This is a genomic window from Streptosporangium sp. DT93, assembly GCF_049844535.1.
Lineage (GTDB): Bacteria > Actinomycetota > Actinomycetes > Streptosporangiales > Streptosporangiaceae > Streptosporangium.
Window position 1 is genome coordinate 895,287 of the sequence record NZ_JBNCLF010000001.1, and the last position, 17,267, is coordinate 912,553.

Annotated in this window: 18 protein-coding genes; 11 read left to right on the top strand and 7 right to left on the bottom strand. The window is 70.3% G+C overall.

The features are described from left to right. Nucleotides 1-59 precede the first annotated feature (59 nt). Entirely contained in the window at nucleotides 60-1,199 is a 1,140-nt protein-coding gene (locus ACLQ2R_RS04375; RefSeq protein ID WP_425957958.1) for a hypothetical protein, read from the top strand. Nucleotides 1,200-1,308: 109 nt separating this feature from the next. Here ACLQ2R_RS04375 and ACLQ2R_RS04380 read toward each other — a convergent pair whose 3' ends face one another. Next, nucleotides 1,309-2,067 (bottom strand): deoxyribonuclease IV, encoded by a 759-nt coding sequence (locus ACLQ2R_RS04380; protein WP_425957959.1) that lies wholly within the window; start codon nucleotides 2,065-2,067, stop codon nucleotides 1,309-1,311. A gap of 114 nt (nucleotides 2,068-2,181) precedes the next feature. On the opposite strand from ACLQ2R_RS04380, the gene ACLQ2R_RS04385 reads away from it, so the two are divergent. The 7 genes from ACLQ2R_RS04385 to ACLQ2R_RS04415 all read left to right on the top strand — a co-directional run bounded on the left by ACLQ2R_RS04385 (nucleotide 2,182) and on the right by ACLQ2R_RS04415 (nucleotide 6,551). Continuing rightward, nucleotides 2,182-2,340, top strand: coding sequence for a hypothetical protein (locus tag ACLQ2R_RS04385; protein WP_425957960.1), 159 nt, complete (start codon nucleotides 2,182-2,184; stop codon nucleotides 2,338-2,340). Between the two features lie 452 nt (nucleotides 2,341-2,792). Further along, on the top strand, nucleotides 2,793-3,083 hold the full coding sequence (rpsF, locus tag ACLQ2R_RS04390; RefSeq protein ID WP_030919721.1) for a 30S ribosomal protein S6: 291 nt from the start codon (nucleotides 2,793-2,795) through the stop codon (nucleotides 3,081-3,083). A gap of 75 nt (nucleotides 3,084-3,158) precedes the next feature. Then, nucleotides 3,159-3,740 (top strand): single-stranded DNA-binding protein, encoded by a 582-nt coding sequence (locus ACLQ2R_RS04395; RefSeq protein ID WP_425957961.1) that lies wholly within the window; start codon nucleotides 3,159-3,161, stop codon nucleotides 3,738-3,740. 100 nt (nucleotides 3,741-3,840) lie between these two features. Then, nucleotides 3,841-4,077, top strand: a complete 237-nt coding sequence (gene rpsR, locus ACLQ2R_RS04400) for a 30S ribosomal protein S18 (RefSeq protein ID WP_344892480.1) — start codon at nucleotides 3,841-3,843, stop codon at nucleotides 4,075-4,077. Nucleotides 4,078-4,090: 13 nt separating this feature from the next. Further along, on the top strand, nucleotides 4,091-4,537 hold the full coding sequence (gene rplI, locus ACLQ2R_RS04405) for a 50S ribosomal protein L9 (protein WP_425957962.1): 447 nt from the start codon (nucleotides 4,091-4,093) through the stop codon (nucleotides 4,535-4,537). A 177-nt stretch (nucleotides 4,538-4,714) separates the two neighbouring features. Beyond that, complete coding sequence (locus ACLQ2R_RS04410; protein ID WP_425957964.1) at nucleotides 4,715-5,599, top strand: ABC transporter substrate-binding protein; 885 nt, start codon at nucleotides 4,715-4,717, stop codon at nucleotides 5,597-5,599. Nucleotides 5,600-5,684: 85 nt separating this feature from the next. Beyond that, on the top strand, nucleotides 5,685-6,551 hold the full coding sequence (locus tag ACLQ2R_RS04415) for an amino acid ABC transporter permease (protein ID WP_425957965.1): 867 nt from the start codon (nucleotides 5,685-5,687) through the stop codon (nucleotides 6,549-6,551). Here ACLQ2R_RS04415 and ACLQ2R_RS04420 read toward each other — a convergent pair. After that, nucleotides 6,512-6,661: a hypothetical protein gene (locus ACLQ2R_RS04420; RefSeq protein ID WP_425957966.1), complete on the bottom strand. Its 150-nt coding sequence runs from the start codon at nucleotides 6,659-6,661 to the stop codon at nucleotides 6,512-6,514. The two genes, ACLQ2R_RS04415 and ACLQ2R_RS04420, sit on opposite strands and share 40 nt — an antisense overlap. Before the next feature lie 77 nt (nucleotides 6,662-6,738). On the opposite strand from ACLQ2R_RS04420, the gene ACLQ2R_RS04425 reads away from it, so the two are divergent. Further along, on the top strand, nucleotides 6,739-7,482 hold the full coding sequence (locus ACLQ2R_RS04425; RefSeq protein ID WP_425957967.1) for an amino acid ABC transporter ATP-binding protein: 744 nt from the start codon (nucleotides 6,739-6,741) through the stop codon (nucleotides 7,480-7,482). 190 nt (nucleotides 7,483-7,672) lie between these two features. Here the strand turns inward: ACLQ2R_RS04425 and ACLQ2R_RS04430 are convergent, their stop codons facing one another. Next, nucleotides 7,673-9,424: an APC family permease gene (locus ACLQ2R_RS04430; RefSeq protein WP_425957968.1), complete on the bottom strand. Its 1,752-nt coding sequence runs from the start codon at nucleotides 9,422-9,424 to the stop codon at nucleotides 7,673-7,675. A gap of 285 nt (nucleotides 9,425-9,709) precedes the next feature. Further along, a complete protein-coding gene (locus ACLQ2R_RS04435; protein WP_425957969.1) occupies nucleotides 9,710-11,047 on the bottom strand; it encodes an MATE family efflux transporter in 1,338 nt (445 codons plus the stop codon). Nucleotides 11,048-11,385: 338 nt separating this feature from the next. On the opposite strand from ACLQ2R_RS04435, the gene dnaB reads away from it, so the two are divergent. Continuing rightward, nucleotides 11,386-14,076 carry a replicative DNA helicase gene (gene dnaB / locus ACLQ2R_RS04440; protein WP_425957970.1) on the top strand — a complete coding sequence of 897 codons (2,691 nt, stop codon included), beginning with the start codon at nucleotides 11,386-11,388 and terminating at the stop codon, nucleotides 14,074-14,076. Between the two features lie 295 nt (nucleotides 14,077-14,371). On the opposite strand, the gene ACLQ2R_RS04445 is transcribed toward dnaB, so the two are convergent. After that, nucleotides 14,372-14,917, bottom strand: coding sequence for a GtrA family protein (locus ACLQ2R_RS04445; protein ID WP_425957971.1), 546 nt, complete (start codon nucleotides 14,915-14,917; stop codon nucleotides 14,372-14,374). A gap of 468 nt (nucleotides 14,918-15,385) precedes the next feature. Here ACLQ2R_RS04445 and ACLQ2R_RS04450 point away from each other — a divergent pair, with 468 nt between their 5' ends. Beyond that, nucleotides 15,386-15,979: an NADPH-dependent FMN reductase gene (locus ACLQ2R_RS04450; protein ID WP_425957972.1), complete on the top strand. Its 594-nt coding sequence runs from the start codon at nucleotides 15,386-15,388 to the stop codon at nucleotides 15,977-15,979. A gap of 169 nt (nucleotides 15,980-16,148) precedes the next feature. Here the strand turns inward: ACLQ2R_RS04450 and ACLQ2R_RS04455 are convergent, their stop codons facing one another. Continuing rightward, entirely contained in the window at nucleotides 16,149-16,865 is a 717-nt protein-coding gene (locus tag ACLQ2R_RS04455; RefSeq protein WP_425957973.1) for an anti-sigma factor family protein, read from the bottom strand. Continuing rightward, nucleotides 16,862-17,095 (bottom strand): sigma factor-like helix-turn-helix DNA-binding protein, encoded by a 234-nt coding sequence (locus ACLQ2R_RS04460; RefSeq protein WP_425957974.1) that lies wholly within the window; start codon nucleotides 17,093-17,095, stop codon nucleotides 16,862-16,864. Before ACLQ2R_RS04460 ends, ACLQ2R_RS04455 begins: the two co-directional genes overlap by 4 nt. Between the last annotated feature and the right edge of the window lie 172 nt (nucleotides 17,096-17,267).

Genomic DNA, 17,267 nt, shown 5'->3' on the forward strand with positions numbered 1-17,267 from the left:
CCATCCGATGAACGCCAGGACTGGCCGCGAGAGCGGATGATCCGTCACAATTCCACCTTGTGACCGCTCCTGCCGAGGTGAACACACCCGTCGAGCCCCCGCGCGACACCGCGACCGAGGGACTCCTGCTCTGGCTGGCCTCCCGCGTGGGGATCGTCGTCCTGACGGTCATCGGCGCCCAGGCGCTGATGGAGGGGGACGCCGTCCCGCGGCCCTTCCTGGAGCGCTGGCGCAACTGGGACGCCAACCTTCTCGTCACCATCGCCGAGCACGGCTACGACGGGGTACCGGGGGCCGATCCCGACAGGGGACTGCCCGCCTTCTTCCCCGGGATGCCCCTGATGCTGCGCGCCGTGAACCTGCTGGTGGACGACTGGACGGTCGCCGGGCTGCTGATCTCGTTCGCGGCCGGCGCGGTCGCGATGATGGCGCTGGCCAGGCTGGCCGAGTTCGAGGGGCGGCCGGGGACGGGGTGGCGCGCGGTGCTGGCGCTGCTGCTCTGGCCGATGGCGGTGTTCCTGTTCGCCGGATACAGCGAGTCGCTCTTCCTGGCCTTCGCCCTGCCCGCGTGGCTCGCGGCGCGCCGGGGCCGCTGGCCGCTGGCCGCCGCCCTGGCCGCGGGCGCCTCCTGCGTGCGCATCACCGGCCTGTTCCTGGCCTGCGCGCTGATCGTGGAGTTCTTCGCCCGGCGGCAGCCCCTGCGGCAGGCCGGGTGGCTGCTGCTGCCCTTCGTGCCGCTGGCGCTCTACTCCGCCTACCAGCACTCCCGTACCGGTGACTGGCTGGCCTGGAAGACCGCGCAGGAGGCCGGCTGGGGACGGCACATGGTCTGGCCCTGGGATTCGCTGATCACGACGTGGAACGCGGCCTCGGGCGAGGGGAGGGCCGCCTGGGCGTTCCGGCTGGAGATCGCCGGAGCGGTCATCGGGATCGTGCTGGTGCTGGCGCTGCTCCTCATGCGCCGATGGAGCGAGTTCGTGTACGTGGGACTCCAGGTGGGCGCCCTGCTCTGCTCCGCCTACTACCTGTCCGTCCCGCGCTCGGCGCTGCTGTGGTGGCCGCTCTTCATCCTGATCGCCAGGGCGAGCAACGGACCGGCGCCCTGGCGAAAATGGGTCATCGTCGTCTACGCCCTGCTCGTGGGACCGCTGATGGCCCTCAACACCCTGATCTTCGTCGACGGCGCCTGGGTGGGCTGACCTGCGACGGGCCGATGTGGCACGATCCCTTACCCGTTATCGCGGTGAAGTAATCCCATGAAGTTATCCACAGGCTGTGGACGAATCGCCGCGCCGCACCCGGCCCCGTCTACAGCTTCGACCGCAGGAAGGCGATGTCCTGTGCCTGGCCGTCGGCGGGCGTCTCCACCACGATCGGCGCGCCGGCGCTCCGGCACACCTGGAGGATGAGCTCGGGGTCGATCGTGCCCGCCCCCAGGCTCGCGTGCCGGTCGGCGCCCGAGTCGAAGGCGTCGCGCGAGTCGTTGCAGTGGATCAGGTCGATGCGGCCGGTGATCGCCATGACCCGCTCGACCACGTCCGCCAGCTCCTCGCCGCCCGCGTGGGCGTGACAGGTGTCGAGGCAGAAGCCGACGTCGAACCCGTCCAGGGCGTCCCAGAGCCTGCTGATGCGCTCCAGCTTGCGGGCCATCGCGTTGCCGCCGCCCGCGGTGTTCTCGATGAGCACCGGGACGTCGTGCCCCTCCAGGCGCTCGAACACCTTGCGCCAGTTGTCGAAACCCGTCTGCGGGTCGTCGCCGGCCCCCACGTGCCCGCCGTGCACGATCAGCCCGCGCGCGCCCAGCTCGGCCGCGGCGGCGAGGTTCGAGCCGAGCAGCTTCCGGCTGGGGATGCGCACCCGGTTGTTGGCGGTCGCCACGTTGATCACGTACGGGGCGTGCACGTAGACCGCCACGTCCGAGTCCTTGATCTGCGCGGTCCTGTCGCCGATGACCGGGCCCTTCCAGCCCTGGGGGTCACCGAGGAAGAACTGCACCACCTCGGCGCCGCGCGCCCTGGCGTGCGCCAGCGGGTCGTCCTGGTCGACATGAGCTCCGATAAGCGGCATGTATCCGAGAGTAGCCGTTTCAACGCCCGGAGCCGGGGCAGTCGCAGGGCGCGCCCCACCGCCCGCCCCCACGGGCCAGAACGAGGAGTTCACATGGCTTACCGTCGCCGAGGGATGAGTCTCGTCCTGCTGATCTACATCCTGATCGGCCTCTACGTCGCCTGGGTGTACGACTACATCACACCCGCCCTGCTCAAGGACATCGCAGAGGCCCTGCTCGCGATCTTCCTGTGGTTCCTCGTCCTGCTGGGCGTGGATCTGAACCTGGGTTAGCCGCCCGTTCGCCGGTGTGGCCCCGGCCGCCGTCGGGGCCTCACGGGGGAGACGACCCCGTGATGGACGCCGAAGGCCACACCGATGAACGGGGCGGCGACGCGTGCCCCGTTCACCGTGAGACGCGGGCGGGTCCGGCCGCTGTGATGCGGCCATGTCGTGGCCGCGCGTCCTCGGGGCCGCCCGCACGAGGCGCGGCCCCTTCTTCCTGACTTCCCCCGCCGCCGGTGACCTGCCCGGCGGCTCCCCGCCCACCGCGCGACCCGCCCGGCGAGTCGACGGGCCGACCTCCGCCGGGCTGGTAGGCTGACACGGCTACGTCGAACGGGTGTGTTATCGCCCACCCTCCACCCCGGACGCCGAAATGGGCGTCGGGGGTGCAGCACGTCAGCGTCCTCCTGTCACGGCACCGTGTCGTGACCGCAACAGTCCAGAGGAGGTTGGAAGTCAGCATGCGCCGTTACGAAGTGATGGTCATTCTTGACCCCTCGCTCGATGAGCGTACGGTCGCCCCTTCCCTCGACCAGTTCCTCACGGTCGTCCGCAACGACGGCGGCACCGTGGAGAAGGTCGACGTGTGGGGTCGCCGCAGGCTCTCCTACGACATCGCGAAGAAGCCCGAGGGCATCTACGCCGTCATCGACCTGAGCGCCGAGCCGGCCACCGTCAAGGAGCTCGACCGTCAGATGAACCTCAACGAGGGCATCCTGCGGACCAAGGTCCTGCGCCCGGACGTGCACTAAACCCCGGCTTTTGTCGGGCGGCGGCCGTACTCTGAGCCGATAACCAGCGAAGCCGCAGGAAGGGCAGCTCCAGCCATGGCAGCAGGCGACACCACGATCACCATCGTCGGCAACCTCGTCGACGATCCCGAGCTGCGCTTCACCCCCACGGGGCAAGCGGTGGCCCGGTTCCGCATCGCGTCCACTCCGAGGTTCCTCGACAAGACGACCAACGAGTGGAAGGACGGCGAAGGCCTGTTCCTGACCTGCAACGTGTGGCGCCAGGCGGCGGAGAACGTCGCCGAGAGCCTGCAGCGCGGCATGAGGGTCATCGTCCAGGGACGGCTGCGCCAGAGGTCTTACGAGACCAAGGAAGGCGAGAAGCGCACCGTCTACGAGGTCGAGGTCGACGAGGTCGGCCCCTCCCTGAGGAACGCGACCGCCAAGGTCAACAAGACCGCCCGTCAGGGCGGTCAGCAGGGTGGCGGCGGTTTCGGCGGCGGCCCGGCCAACGACCCGTGGTCCTCCGCGGCACCCGCCGCACCGCAAGGTGGCGGCGGCTTCTCCGGTGGCGGAGGCGGCGGTGGCAACAACTACGGGGGCGGCGGTCAGCAGGGCGGCCAGCAGGGTGGCGGCGGCTTCGGCGGCGGCGACTTCAGCGACGAACCGCCCTTCTAACCACGACTCGCGCGGGCGGCCACGATCGCGCCCCGCACCCCAGTCCCTATCCGCAGCGACCATTCCCGCCTGACGGCGGGGCTCTGAAAGGAGCACCACGATGGCCAAGCCGGCACTGCGCAAGCCCAAGAAGAAGGTTTGCCTGTTCTGCCACGACAAGATCTCCTACGTCGACTACAAGGACACGGGACTGCTTCGGAAGTTCATCTCCGACCGCGGCAAGATCCGTGCCCGCCGGGTGACGGGCAACTGCACCCAGCACCAGCGTGACGTGGCGACCGCTATCAAGAACGCTCGTGAGATGGCGCTCCTGCCGTACATGAGCACCGCGCGTTAAGGAGGTCGGACAGATGAAGCTCATTCTCACCAGTGAGGTCACCGGCCTCGGCACGCCCGGCGACATCGTCGAGGTCAAGAGCGGCTACGGCCGCAACTATCTGCTCCCCCGTGGTTTCGCGATCCTGTGGTCGCGCGGCGGCGAGAAGCAGATCTCCTCGATCAAGAAGGCTCGCGACGCCCGCGAGATCCGCGACCTCGGCACCGCCAAGGAGGTCGCGGGCCAGCTCCAGGCCCTCAAGGTGCAGCTGAAGACGAAGGCCGGCGAGTCCGGTCGTCTCTTCGGCTCCATCACCACGGGCGACGTCGCCGACGCGGTCAAGGCCGCCGGTGGCCCCCTGCTCGACCGCCGTCGCATCGAGATCACTTCTGCGATCAAGAGCCTCGGCACCCACCGGGTCAGCGTCAAGCTGCACCCGGAGGTCTCCGCCACCCTCGACATCGAGGTCGTCGCGGCCTGACCGGCTGTATCGGAACGGGCCTCCTTCCCTCACGGGAAGGGGGCCTTTTCCCGTTTCCGGACCCGCGCCGGCGTGTCCCGCACGGCCGGTGAGAAGTGCCCGGTGGGACCCCGTCGCTCCAGGTCACCGGGGATACGTACAATTCGTGGGTCGCTGCTTCATCCTGGAGGTCTTGTCATGGTCCGTCCTTCGACGCTGTTCGCCCTCGGCGCCCTGGCGGTGGCCGTCGCGGGCTGTGCCCCGGCCTCGGAAACGACCCAGGCGAGCCCCTCGGCCCCGAGCACCGGGTCGGCCTCCACCGGAGCCGACCCCTGCGCCAAGGAGAGCCTGCCGCTGAAGACCCCCGGCACGCTGACCATCGGCACCGACAAGCCCGCCTACGACCCCTGGTTCTCCGACGACGACCCGTCCAACGGCAAGGGATTCGAGAGCGCCGTGGCCTACGCCGTCGCCGACCGGCTGGGCTTCGCGACCGGCGACGTCACCTGGGCCACGGTGAAGTTCGACTCCGCGTTCGCCCCCGGCGCCAAGCAGTTCGACTTCGACCTCAACCAGGTCTCGGTGACACCCGACCGGGCCAAGGTCGTCGACTTCAGCAAGGGCTACTACACGGTCAAGCAGGCCGTGGTCGCGCTGGACAGTTCCAAGATCGCCTCCGCCACGGACCTCGCGGGCCTGAGGGACGCCAAGATCGGCGTGCAGGTCGGCACCACCTCGCTGCAGGCGGTCAAGGACGTCATCCGTCCCTCGGCCGAGCCCAACGTCTACAACGAGCAGATCGACGCCGTGAACGCGCTGAAGAACAAGCAGGTCGACGCCGTGGTGGTGGACCTGCCCACCGCGTTCTACGTGACCGCGGCCCAGGTCGAGAACTCCAAGATCGTCGGTCAGTTCGGCACCGCCTCCGGTGTTCCCGAGGTCTTCGGCGCGGTCTTCGAGAAGGGCAGCCCCCTGGTGAGCTGCGTGAACGGGGCGATCGAGGAGCTGGCCACGTCCGGTGAGCTCGCGAAGATCGAGACCAGGTGGCTCGGGTCGGCCGCGGGTGCCCCGGAGCTGAAGTGACGTCACCGCCCCCCGTACCGATGCCGTACCCCGTGGAGGCGCGCCTGCGGGCGCGCCGCGCGGGCGGCGCGCGCGACGGCGCCCGATGAGGAACGACGAGCGCCTGCGGGTCCCCGACGGCTGGGCGAAGAGCGAACGCCAGGTCGAGCGGGAACGACTGCGCAGGCGGTCGTCGATCCGTTCCGGATCGGTCGCGACGGCCTCGACGGTCCTCGTCATCGTCCTGCTCGCCTGGCTCTTCACCACCTCCCCGGGCTGGCCCCGCGTCCGGGAGACGTTCTTCAACTCCGAGCAGTTCCTCGTGGCGCTGCCGGACGTGCTGAGCGGCTTCCTGCTCAACATCAAGATCTTCCTGATCGCGGAGCCGCTGATCCTCGTCGTGGGACTGGTGGTCGCGCTGATCCGCAACCTGCAGGCCCCGGTGTTCTTCCCGCTGCGCGCCCTGGCGGTGCTGTACACCGACATCTTCCGCGGCATCCCCACGATCCTGATCATCTACCTGGTGGGGTTCGGCCTGCCCGCCCTCGGCCTGCAGGGCACGCCGACGGATCTGTCGACGCTGGGCATCATCGCGCTCACCCTCTCCTACGGGGCGTACGTGGCGGAGGTCTTCCGGGCGGGCATCGAGTCGGTGCACCCCAGCCAGCGGGCCGCCGCCCGCTCCCTGGGACTGAGCCACGGCCAGACCATGCGCTACGTGGTGGTGCCCCAGGCGTCGCGACGGGTGGTGCCGCCGCTGCTGAACGACTTCGTCTCGCTGCAGAAGGACACCGCGCTCGTCGCCACGATCGGCCCGCTGGAGGCGCTGCGGCAGGCGCAGATCCACGTGGCCAGCACCTTCAACTACACGCCCTACCTGGTGGCGGCGCTGCTGTTCATCCTGCTCACCATCCCGATGGCGCGCTTCACCGACTACCTGGCGGCGCGCTCGCAGCGACGGCGGAGCCAGTGAACGGCCGGATCGGCGTCCACGACGTCCACGGCGGTCATGGCGTCCACGACGTCCACGGCGGTCATGGCGTCCACGGCGGTCATGGCGTCCACGGGGTCCACGGGGGTCATGGCCCGGCGTCCCGCCCGGTGACGGTGACCGCGGGAACGGCGACGGGGACGACGGTGGCGGAGGGGACGAGGCGCGCATGAGCCTGCTGAGCATCGAGGGCCTGTGGAAGAACTACCACGGTCACAGCGTGCTGCGCGGCATCGACCTGGAGGTCGAGCCGCACGAGGTGGTCTGCCTGATCGGGGCCTCGGGGTCGGGCAAGTCCACGCTGCTGCGCTGCGTGAACCTGCTGGAGACGGCCGACGACGGCACGATCCACCTGGACGGCGAGGAGATCACCGACGTCCGGGCCGACCCGGACGAGGTGCGCAAGCGGATGGGCATCGTGTTCCAGGCGTTCAACCTGTTCCCGCACATGACCGTGCTGGACAACATCACGCTGGCCCCCCGCAAGGTGCACCGCACGGGCCGGCAGGAGGCCGAGCGGCAGGCGCGCGAGCTGCTGACCAGGTTCGGCCTCGCGGACAAGGCGGGCGCCTACCCCGACCAGCTCTCCGGCGGCCAGCAGCAGCGCGCCGCCATCATCCGGGCCCTGGCCACCAAGCCCCGGCTCATGCTGCTGGACGAGGTCACCTCCGCACTGGACCCGGAACTGGTCAAGGAGGTGCTGGAGATCATCAGGGAGCTCAAGGCGGGCGGGATGACCATGATCCTGACCACCCACGAGATGGGGTTCTGCCGCGAGATCGCCGACACCGTCTGCTTCCTGGACGGCGGGGTGCTGCTGGAACGCGGCACCCCGGAGCAGATCTTCACCGATCCCCGCGAGACGCGCACCAGGGAGTTCGTGCAGACCGTGATCGACGCCCGGCGGCTGTGAGCCGCCGAGCGCCCGCGCGCGGACACCGGGTTCGGGGCCGCCCACCCGTGCTCGGCAAGGTTCCCGTACGGGCCCGCGAGCCTCTCCTGCGTGTCTCCGCCGCCTCCCTGAGCCCCGTACGCCCGGAAAGGCGTGAGAAGTCCGAAGCGGAACGCCGAGGGGCTCTCAGAGCCCTCGGCGCCGGGGTTCCTCAGCGGCGGTGCCTGCCCCGGGAACCACCGCCGGGTCCGGGCGGCCCGTAGGGACCGGGCGATCCGGATGGCCCGGAAGGACCGCCGGGTCCGTAGGGGCCCGAGGATCCGGGCGGACGCCCGTAGGGTGTGGGCGATCCGTAGGGACCGGTCGAGCCGGGCGGGCCGTAGGGTCCCGGAGGGCCGTAGGGTCCACCGGGTCCGCTCGGGCCGAAGGGGTCCGGCGGTCCGGGAGGGCCGGGCGGCGGGTCGAAGGGCCCCCGGGGGGCGGGGCGGTCGCCGGGTCCCCCGGGAGACAGCGGGTCCGACAGCTCGGCGAGCACGCTGTTGCGCCTGCCGTACACCAGGTAGACCAGGACGCCGAAGGCCATCCAGATGATGAAGTACAGCCAGGTGATGAGCTGGAGGTTCACCATCAGCCAGAGGCAGGCGAGGATCGAGGCGATCGGCACGCCCGGGGAGAGCGGTGTGCGGAACCCGCGAGGCAGGTCCGGCATCGTCTTGCGCATCCTGATCACCCCCGCCGCCACCGCGATGAACACGAACAGGGCGCCGATCACGACCAGCGGTTCGAGCGTGAGCACGTTCACGAACTCGGCCAGCATGATCGCCAGGAAACCGATGATCAGGGTGACCCGGGTCGGGCTGTGGTAGCTACGGTTGATCTTGGCGAGTGAGCGGGGCATCAGCCCGTCGCGCGCCATGGAGAACAGCACACGGGTCAGGCCGACGAGCAGCACCAGGATCACGGTGGTCAGGCCGAGCACCGCGCCGATGTTGATGATGTGCACCATGAAGCCCTCGCCGGCGCTGCGGAAGGCGTTGGCGAGCGGCGCGTCTTTGTTGATCTTGTCGTACGGGGTCATGCCGACCATCACCACGGCGACCGCGATGTACAGGACCGTGGTGATCACCAGGCTGCGGATGATGCCCTTCGGCATGGAGCGGGGGGCGTCCTCGGCCTCCTCGGCACCGGTGGCCACGACGTCGAAGCCGATGTAGGCGAAGGTGATGACCGCCGAGGCGGCGAAGATGCCGAACCAGCCGAAGGCGCCCGTCTGGCCGAAGATGATGCCGAGCACCGGGGAGTCCATGGTGTCCGCCGCCTTGGCCGCGGCCACCGCCGGCACCGGGATGGCCGTGAGGTTGTCCTGGTCGAAGTGGAGGGCACCGACCACGATGACCGCGCCGATGGCCAGCAGCTTGGCCACCACGATGATCCACAGTGCGCGCAGGCCGACACGGGCGCCCAGGGCCACCACGGCCGTCAGGACGACCAGAATGAAGATCGTGAAAAGGTCGAAACCCTCGGGCTGACCGACCACTCCGGCGATCGCGTCGGGGAAGGTCACGCCGAAGTCGGTGAGCATCTGGGAGGCGTAGAGGGACCACGCGCGGGCCACCACCGAGGTGGCCAGCAGGAGTTCCATCACCAGGGACCAGCCCACCACCCACGCCCAGACCTCGCCGAAGATGACGTAGGTGAAGGTGTAGGCGCTTCCCGAGCTCGGCATGGCCGAGGACAGCTCCGCGAAGCAGAAGGCCACGAGCAGGGTGGTGATTCCAGCGATCATGAAGGAGAGGATCACGCCGGGACCGGCCATGGAGGCCGCCTGGCGGCCGGCGAGGCTGAAGATGCCCGCGCCGATCATGACGCCGAGGCCGAGGACGATGAGGTCCTTCATGCGGTAGGCGGTGGGCAGGCCGTGGCGCGCACCGGTCCATCGGCCGGTGGCATGACTCGGTGGCATGCGGCGCACTATCGAAAGGGAAGAACCTTCGGGCACGATGTGACCAATCGTGGTGGGTGCATGACCCGTATTGTCGGACTCGTTTCACAGTGCCGTAGGAGAGTTCCGCTGGACAAGGGCTATCCGGTCACGTGGTGGACACCACAGTGTCACGCGTGGATCACCCGACCGGCGGACACCGCCCGTCACGGGCATGTCATCCGACGTCCGCGCGGCGCCGAATCGTGTCACATCCCCTGCGGGGGCGGGGAATCCGCGCTCCCCGTCCGCCGGGCCGCGCGCCGGTCAGCCGCCGACCACCAGCCACGCCGTCCCGTACGCGCGGACCGACAGGGTGACGAGCCGGGCGATCATCCACAGGCCGAGCGCCAGCCAGAGCGCCACCGGGCCGCCGCCGCCCAGATCCACCAGGTACGCGGCGGGCAGGTAGGCGAGCGTCGTCCACATCCCTGCCCAGGCGAGATAACGCCGGTCCCCGGCGCCGATGAGCACCCCGTCCAGCACGAACACCACCCCGGCGAACGGCTGCAGGGCGGCCACCACCCACAGCACGCCGAGCAGGTGCTCCGTGACCGCGGGCCCCGCGTCGAACAGGCCGGGGACGAACGGCCCGGCGGCCGCCACGACGACGCCGAACAGCACGCCGGAGCCGATGCCCCACAGCACCATCCGCCAGGTCGCCCCACGCGCTCCCGCCACGTCCCCCGCGCCCAGCGCGCGGCCGGTGATCGCCTGTCCGGCGATCGCGATGGCGTCCAGGGCGAACGCCAGCAGGGTCCAGATCCGGATGGCGATCGTGTGCGCCTCGATCTGGTCCTCTCCCATGCGGGTGGCCGCGGCGGCCGCGACGGTGAGCACCAGTTGCAGGCAGACCGTACGGATGACCAGGGCGATCCCCGCCGAACCCGCGGCGCGCACACCCGCCAGGTCGGGGCGGAACGGAGCCCGGTGCCGGACGAGGATCAGGACGAGGTAGACGGCGGCGGCGAGTGACTGGGCCAGCACGGTGCCCCAGGCCGAGCCCGCGATCCCCCAGCCGAGTCCCAGGACGAACACGACGTTGAGGCCGGCGTTCAGCGCGAAGGCGCCCACCGAGACCAGCAGTGGGGTGGTGGTGTCCTGCATGCCCCGCAGCACGCCCGTGCCCGCCAGCACCAGCAGCATGGCCGGGACGCCCAGCAGGCTGATCCGCAGGTAGGTCACGGCCTGCCGGGCGAGCTCGCCCTCGGCGCCGATCACGTGGACCAGCCAGGGGGCCAGCGGCCAGACCACCAGGATGATCAGCGATCCGACCCCGGCGGCCAGCCAGAGGCCGTCCACCCCCTGCCGCAGGGCACGGCCGGTCTCTCCCGCCCCGATCTGCCGGGCCACCGCCGCGGTCGTCCCGTAGGCCAGGAAGACGCACATCCCCACCAGGAAGCTCAGCACCGTGCTCGCCACCCCGAGGGCGCCGAGGGCGGGGGCGGGCAGGCGGCCGACCACGACGGTGTCGGTCAGCAGGAAGAGCGGCTCGGCCACCAGCGCGCCGAACGCGGGCAGGGCGAGGCGCAGGATCTGCCGGTCGTACCGGCGACCCGCGCGACCGGGGGCACCGGAGCGCCCGGGACCAGAGGTAAGAGGCACATGTGCATTGTGCCCGTTACCCTCGGGTGGATCACCGGCGGGAGGAAGCGGTCGGGTCATACCATCTGGGGCCACTCTCGGCGTGTCGCCCCAACTTTCTTTTCTCCACAGGCAGTGGATGACGTTTTCCCTGGTCACAGGGTTATCCACAGTTGTGGGCAAGAGTTATCCACAGGGCTGTCCCCAGGGTGCCCACACCCTGGGGGGAGAACTGCACAGCTTATCCACACCTCTGTCTACAGGCCGCGTTGCCAGTGTGGGCACGGAGCCGGGAAACTGTCAGCCCGGTGGGCTACAAATGGGGATAACGTAACTGTGTTCGAAAGAGGGGGTGTGCGGTGAGCATCGCGGAGCCACCGGTCTTCCAACCGGGATTCGAGCGCACCCCGCCGAACAACATCGAGGCCGAGCAGTCGGTCCTGGGCGGCATGCTGCTCTCCAAGGACGCCATCGCCGACGTGGTCGAGATCCTGCGATCCGACGACTTCTACCGGCCGGCCCACCAGATCATCTACGACATCATCACCGACCTCTACGGCCGGGGTGACCCCGCCGACTCCGTCACCCTCTTCGACGAGCTGCAGAAACGGGGCGAGGTCGCCCGGATCGGCGGCGGCGCCTACCTGCACACGCTGACCGCCGTCGTGCCGACCGCGGCCAACGCCGGCTACTACGCGAGGATCGTCCGCGAGCAGGCCATCCTGCGCCGCCTGATCGAGGCCGGCACCCGCATCGTCTCCTTCGGGTACGGGGGGCAGGACGAGGAGGTCGACGACCTGGTCGACCGCGCCCAGGCGGAGATCTACAAGGTCACCGAGCGCCGCACCTCCGAGGACTACGTCCCGCTGGCCGACATCATGCCGGGCGCCCTGGACGAGCTGGAGGCCATCGGCGGCCGGGGCGGCCAGATGGTCGGCGTCCCCACCGGTTTCCAGGACCTCGACTCGCTCACCAACGGCCTGCACCCCGGCCAGATGATCGTCGTTGCCGCACGTCCCGCCATCGGCAAGGCGCTCGCCCTCGACACGCCGCTCCCCACCCCGGACGGCTGGACGACCATGGGCGAGGTGAGGCCGGGCGACCGTCTCATCGGCGCGGACGGCAGGCCGACGCGCGTGGTCGCGGCGACCGACGTGATGCACGGGCGCCCCTGCTACGAGGTGGAGTTCGACGACGGCACGGTGATCGTCGCCGACGCGCTGCACCAGTGGCGGACGACGAGTGCCTCCGTGACCACTGTCCATCCAGGTGCCTCCGTCCACCGGGACGTCGCGCCCCACCACGACATCACCACGCATCCGGATGTCGCCGCGCACCAGCGCGTCGTCACGACGGAGGAGATCGCCCGCACCCTGCACGGCGCATCGGCGGGCGGGCCGGGGGGCCACGCGGTCGCCGTCGCCGCCGGGTTCGACCTGCCCGAGCGGGATCTGCCCCTTTCTCCCTACGCGCTCGGGGTCGCGCTGGGTGCCGGTCTCGACATCCGGCCCGGCACCACCGGGAAGGGCCGCCACAGGGCGGCCACCGGCGCCGGGGACGCCGGTGACGTCGGGCACGCCGAGGTGGCCACGGGCACCGGCCACACCGCCGGACACGTCGACGTGGCCACGGGCATCGGGAACGCGGACGACACGGGCACCGGCCGTGCCCGGGACGTCGGTGTGGCCACGGTCATCGGGAACGCGGAGAAGGCCGCCGGAGGCCACGGCTCGTGGCCGGCCGCGCTCGACCCGGAGATCGTCCTCAACCTGGAGGCCGAAGGGGTGTGGATCGCCGGCGAGGGGCCGGGCGCCTCCGGTGCGACCGGGGGCGCCTCCGGCCGGCTCCCCGGCACCTTCGGCGCTCTCGACGCCCTCAGCGCCCTCAGCGCCCTCAGCGCTCTCAGCGCTCTCGGCGCTCTCGGCGTCCTCGGTGAGGAGCGCATCCCCGGGACGTACCTGCGAGCCTCCTCCGAGCAGCGGAGCGCCCTGCTCGCCGGGCTCCTCGACACCCTCGGGCACGTCGGCGACGACGGCCGGGTCCGGCTTCCGGTCGCCGGCGAAGGTCTCGCCCGGGACGCCTTCGAGCTGGTGCTGAGCCTGGGACACCCGGCCACCATGACGACGCGGGCCGTCGAAGGCGTCACCGGCACCCGTACCGACCACATGATCGATTTCCTGGCGCGCGACAAGGTGTTCCGGTTGTCCGGCAAGGCGGCCCGGCAGGCGACCGGCGGTCGTCCCGCGACGCCGGTCCGGCGCGTCGTCGACGTGCGGCCGGTGCCCTCGACGCCGGTGAGGTGCGTGGAGGTCGACGCCGCCGACCACATGTACCTCGCCGGGCCGACGTGCGTCCCCACGCACAACAGCACGCTCGGGCTGGACTTCGCCCGATCCGCCGCGATCAAGCACGGCATGACGACCGTGGTGTTCTCTCTGGAGATGTCGCGCAACGAGATCACCATGCGCCTGCTGTCGGCCGAGGCGCGGGTGGCGTTGCACGCCATGCGATCGGGCACGATGACCGACGACGACTGGGCCAAGCTGGCCCGGCGGATGGGCGAGGTCGCCGAGGCCCCGCTGTTCATCGACGACTCGCCCAACATGTCGATGATGGAGATCAGGGCCAAGTGCCGCCGCCTCAAGCAGCGCAACGACCTGCGGTTCGTCATCATCGACTACCTGCAGCTCATGTCCTCGCCGAAGAAGACCGAGAGCCGCCAGAACGAGGTCTCCGAGATCTCCCGGGCCATCAAGCTCCTCGCCAAGGAGCTGGAGGTGCCGGTGATCGCGATCTCACAGCTCAACCGTGGCCCCGAGCAGCGGACCGACAAAAGGCCCATGGTGAGCGATCTACGTGAATCCGGAAGTATCGAGCAAGATGCTGACATGGTCATCCTGCTGCACCGGGAGGACGCCTACGAGCGTGAGTCGCCACGGGCGGGAGAGGCCGACCTGATCGTGGCCAAGCACCGTAACGGCCCCACCGCCACGGTCACCGTGGCGTTCCAGGGCCACTACAGCCGCTTCGTCGACATGGCTCCTCACTAGGGACGGCCCGTGGGATCCGCGCTTCCCCGCGACTGCCTGTGCTTGACGCGCAGATCCGCGTTTTCGTACGCGGCATGCCTTGGATGTGACTTTCCGTTGTTGATTCTTCGCTTTTTGTGATGTGCGGCGCGTGGCCGTCACCAATGGAACGAACAGGCGGTCGACGAGACGATGAGATCCCTTCCCCCTCCACCCGTTCTCGTTACGCCCGCGATCGCTTCGGTGGTCGACGGGATCGACCGCGCGGCGGCATGAAGCGGTCCGGTCGCCGGAAGGGCTTCTGAATCCGCCGCCGTCAATCCGCCTCTTCCGTCTCTTCCGTGGAATCGGGAACGGGAGCAGGCCGTATGCCGCCGGACCGGGCCTCGTCGTCGGGGAAGACCCACTTCCGGAACGCCCAGAAACGAAAGACCATGGCGATCAGCGTGCCGATGACCTGCGCGCTCACGAAGTCGGCGATCTCCTGTGTCACCAGGCGCACGGCCGGGGTCTCCAGCAGGAACACGTATCGGGAGATCCACAGCGGCACGGAACTGAGCACCAGACCGACGCCACTGACCAGGAAGAACAGCGCCGCCTCGTGACGGCGCTCGCGACCGCCCCTGGTCCGGAACGACCATTCGCGGTTCAGCACATAGGACACGATCGTCGCCACGAGTACCGCGACGACCTTCGCGGTCACCGGCTTCGGTTCCAGGACGGTCAGTTTCAACCCGTAGAACACCGTGTTGTCCACCAGGAACGCCGCCCCGCCGACCACCGCGAATTTCAGCGGTTCACGGTGCCTCAGCGCACGTGCGTACAGCGGTCCCGGTAATTTCGCGAGTACCACGTCTGCCATTCGGAGCACCCCCGATCTTCTCACCGGTCGACCACGCCGGTGACCGGTTTCACGGACACGGCTTGGCCGTTGTCGACGGCGCTCGATCCCTGGCGCCCACCGAGGCCGGGCACGCTTTTCTCACGTAAGGCACGACACCTTCCGAGGCTCCTGGAAACACCCGTCAGGTAACCGGGGTCGAGGGGCGAACCAGGCCGAACGCTCGTCGGCCACGTATGTCCGGGTGCTCATGTTCCCGGATTCTCGGTGTTCCCACGGAAGCCGATGCCCACCGAATCCCGGACCTCGCACGAGCGGAGCCGTCGCCTCACGTGGGGCGGGGGTGGTCGTCCCACATGACGGGCCGACCGGGCCCTTCGACGGCCGTTCGCCTCTCCTCCTTGACCTGAACCAAAGTTCAGGTACGACCCTTGTCCCGAGGGGGGCACCGCAAAGGACGCGGGGCCTCGTGAACGGTGGAGGAGTCCCATGACCGAGCAGACCGTCAAGCTCGCTGTGATCGTCGGCAGCGTCCGGGAGGGACGCATCGGCCTGACCGTCGCGAACTGGCTCGCCGACCAGGCCCGGGGGCACGAGGGCCTGGACGTCGACCTCGTCGACCTGGCCGACTTCCCGCTGTCGCTGGTACTGCCGGGGTTCGGCTCGGCCCCCGATCCCGAGGCGGCACGCACCCTGGGCTCCCTGACCCCGAGGCTGGCCGCGGCCGACGCCTACGTGGTCGTGACCCCCGAGTACAACCACAGCTTCCCCGCCTCGTTGAAGAACGTCATCGACTGGCACGACCGGCAGTGGCGCGCCAAGCCGGTCGGATTCGTCTCCTACGGTGGTCTCTCCGGCGGGCTGCGGGCGGTCGAGCAGCTCCGCCTGGTCTTCGCCGAACTGCACGCGGTGACCGTCCGCGACACCGTCAGCTTCCACGGCGTCTGGAGCCGGTTCGACGACGCCGGGGTTCCGAACGATCCGCAGGGCTGCGAGGGCGCGGCGAAGGTCCTGCTCGACCAGCTCACCTGGTGGGCGCGAACCCTGCTCGAGGGCAGGGCCGCGCACCCGTACGCCGCCTGATCCGGCGCCCGCCCTCCCGGCAGGGGGCAGGGGAGCCGCGCGATCGTCCCGGCGGCGCGGCGGACGGGGCCGCGTTCCGGGAAAGGGGCTGCGGCTCCAGGAAAAGGCGCACTCCGGGATGGACCGCGCTCCAGGAAGGGGCGCGCTCCAGGAAAGCCGGGACGCCCGGTCAGACGGTGGCGGTGAGCAGCGTGTCCCCGCCCGTCGTACGCACCTCGAAACGAGCTATCCCGGCGGGGTCCCAGGCGACCCCGCCGTGGACGTAGAGGGGATCGGGGGAGCCGGGGACGCCGTAGCCCCGCTCGGGCACCGCCCACCCGGTGACCACCCGCCGCTCGCCGGTGAGGGAGACGGCGATCAGCTCGCACTCCAGCGGCCCCGTGACCCCTCCGAGTTCGAGGACGGCGTGGGTGCCCCAGCCCTTGGTCTCGATCACGAGCCCGCCGATGACACCGCCGGTTCCGGTACCGGCGACCGGCACGCCTCTCCGGTAGGCGTCCTCAGCCGGTCCGTGCGTCGAGTGGCCGGTGGGGATGCCCGCGTCCTCGCCGGAGAGGGCGGCCCCGGCCGCGACCCCGCCGGCGAACAGGGTGACCGCGGCCGCGGCACCGACCACGAACGTGCCCCGGCGGGCACGCCGGCCGGTGGCCCTGTGGCGGCGCGGCAGGTCGATCACCTCGGCCCGCCTCCCGCCGGAGGGTGCCGCGCCGCCGTTCCTCAGGCGCCCGACGCCACCCAGCGCGTCCGCCACCCCCGACAGCTCCCGCAACTCCACCGCGCAGACCGCGCAGGTACGCAGGTGCGCCGAGAAGGCCACCCGGTCGTCCTCCTCCAGCAGGCCGAGGGCGTAGGCGCCCACGTCGGTGTGCTCCACCCGCGCGGTCATGCCGTCACCCCCCTCTCCTCAAGGGCGGCGCGCAGCGCGCGGAGGGCGTGGTACACCCTGACCTTCACGGTCTCGACCCCGATGCCCAGCGCCTCGGCGGCGTCGTTCACCGACCGGTTCCGCAGTACGGTCTCGTCGAGGATCTCGAGGTGGGCGGGGGAGAGCGACGCCAGCGCGTCCGGCATCACGACCGTCCGGAGCAGGTTCTCCGTCCGGCCGGGCACGGGCACGCTCTCCGGTGGTCCCTCACCCGTCCCGCGGGGACGCGCGGCCCCGCGGTTCCGGATCCGCCGGTCGCCGTGCCACGGGGAGGCCTTCGCGACGTCCTCCCCGGGGAGGCCGGCCGGCGGGGAGGGCCAGGCGCCGTGGCGCATCACGACCGGTCTCTCACGGCCCGCGCGG

What these genes read in the sequence shown, in the direction of transcription:
- ACLQ2R_RS04450 (WP_425957972.1), top strand. Translation starts at nt 15,386, where the DNA reads ATGACCGAGCAGACCGTCAAGCTCGCTGTGATCGTCGGCAGCGTCCGG.
- ACLQ2R_RS04420 (WP_425957966.1), bottom strand. Translation starts at nt 6,661, where the DNA reads ATGACCCCCGTGGACCCCGTGGACGCCATGACCGCCGTGGACGCCATG.
- ACLQ2R_RS04410 (WP_425957964.1), top strand. Translation starts at nt 4,715, where the DNA reads ATGGTCCGTCCTTCGACGCTGTTCGCCCTCGGCGCCCTGGCGGTGGCC.
- ACLQ2R_RS04395 (WP_425957961.1), top strand. Translation starts at nt 3,159, where the DNA reads ATGGCAGCAGGCGACACCACGATCACCATCGTCGGCAACCTCGTCGAC.
- ACLQ2R_RS04415 (WP_425957965.1), top strand. Translation starts at nt 5,685, where the DNA reads ATGAGGAACGACGAGCGCCTGCGGGTCCCCGACGGCTGGGCGAAGAGC.
- ACLQ2R_RS04445 (WP_425957971.1), bottom strand. Translation starts at nt 14,917, where the DNA reads ATGGCAGACGTGGTACTCGCGAAATTACCGGGACCGCTGTACGCACGT.
- rpsF (WP_030919721.1), top strand. Translation starts at nt 2,793, where the DNA reads ATGCGCCGTTACGAAGTGATGGTCATTCTTGACCCCTCGCTCGATGAG.
- ACLQ2R_RS04385 (WP_425957960.1), top strand. Translation starts at nt 2,182, where the DNA reads ATGAGTCTCGTCCTGCTGATCTACATCCTGATCGGCCTCTACGTCGCC.
- ACLQ2R_RS04425 (WP_425957967.1), top strand. Translation starts at nt 6,739, where the DNA reads ATGAGCCTGCTGAGCATCGAGGGCCTGTGGAAGAACTACCACGGTCAC.
- ACLQ2R_RS04380 (WP_425957959.1), bottom strand. Translation starts at nt 2,067, where the DNA reads ATGCCGCTTATCGGAGCTCATGTCGACCAGGACGACCCGCTGGCGCAC.
- rplI (WP_425957962.1), top strand. Translation starts at nt 4,091, where the DNA reads ATGAAGCTCATTCTCACCAGTGAGGTCACCGGCCTCGGCACGCCCGGC.
- rpsR (WP_344892480.1), top strand. Translation starts at nt 3,841, where the DNA reads ATGGCCAAGCCGGCACTGCGCAAGCCCAAGAAGAAGGTTTGCCTGTTC.
- ACLQ2R_RS04455 (WP_425957973.1), bottom strand. Translation starts at nt 16,865, where the DNA reads ATGACCGCGCGGGTGGAGCACACCGACGTGGGCGCCTACGCCCTCGGC.
- ACLQ2R_RS04430 (WP_425957968.1), bottom strand. Translation starts at nt 9,424, where the DNA reads ATGCCACCGAGTCATGCCACCGGCCGATGGACCGGTGCGCGCCACGGC.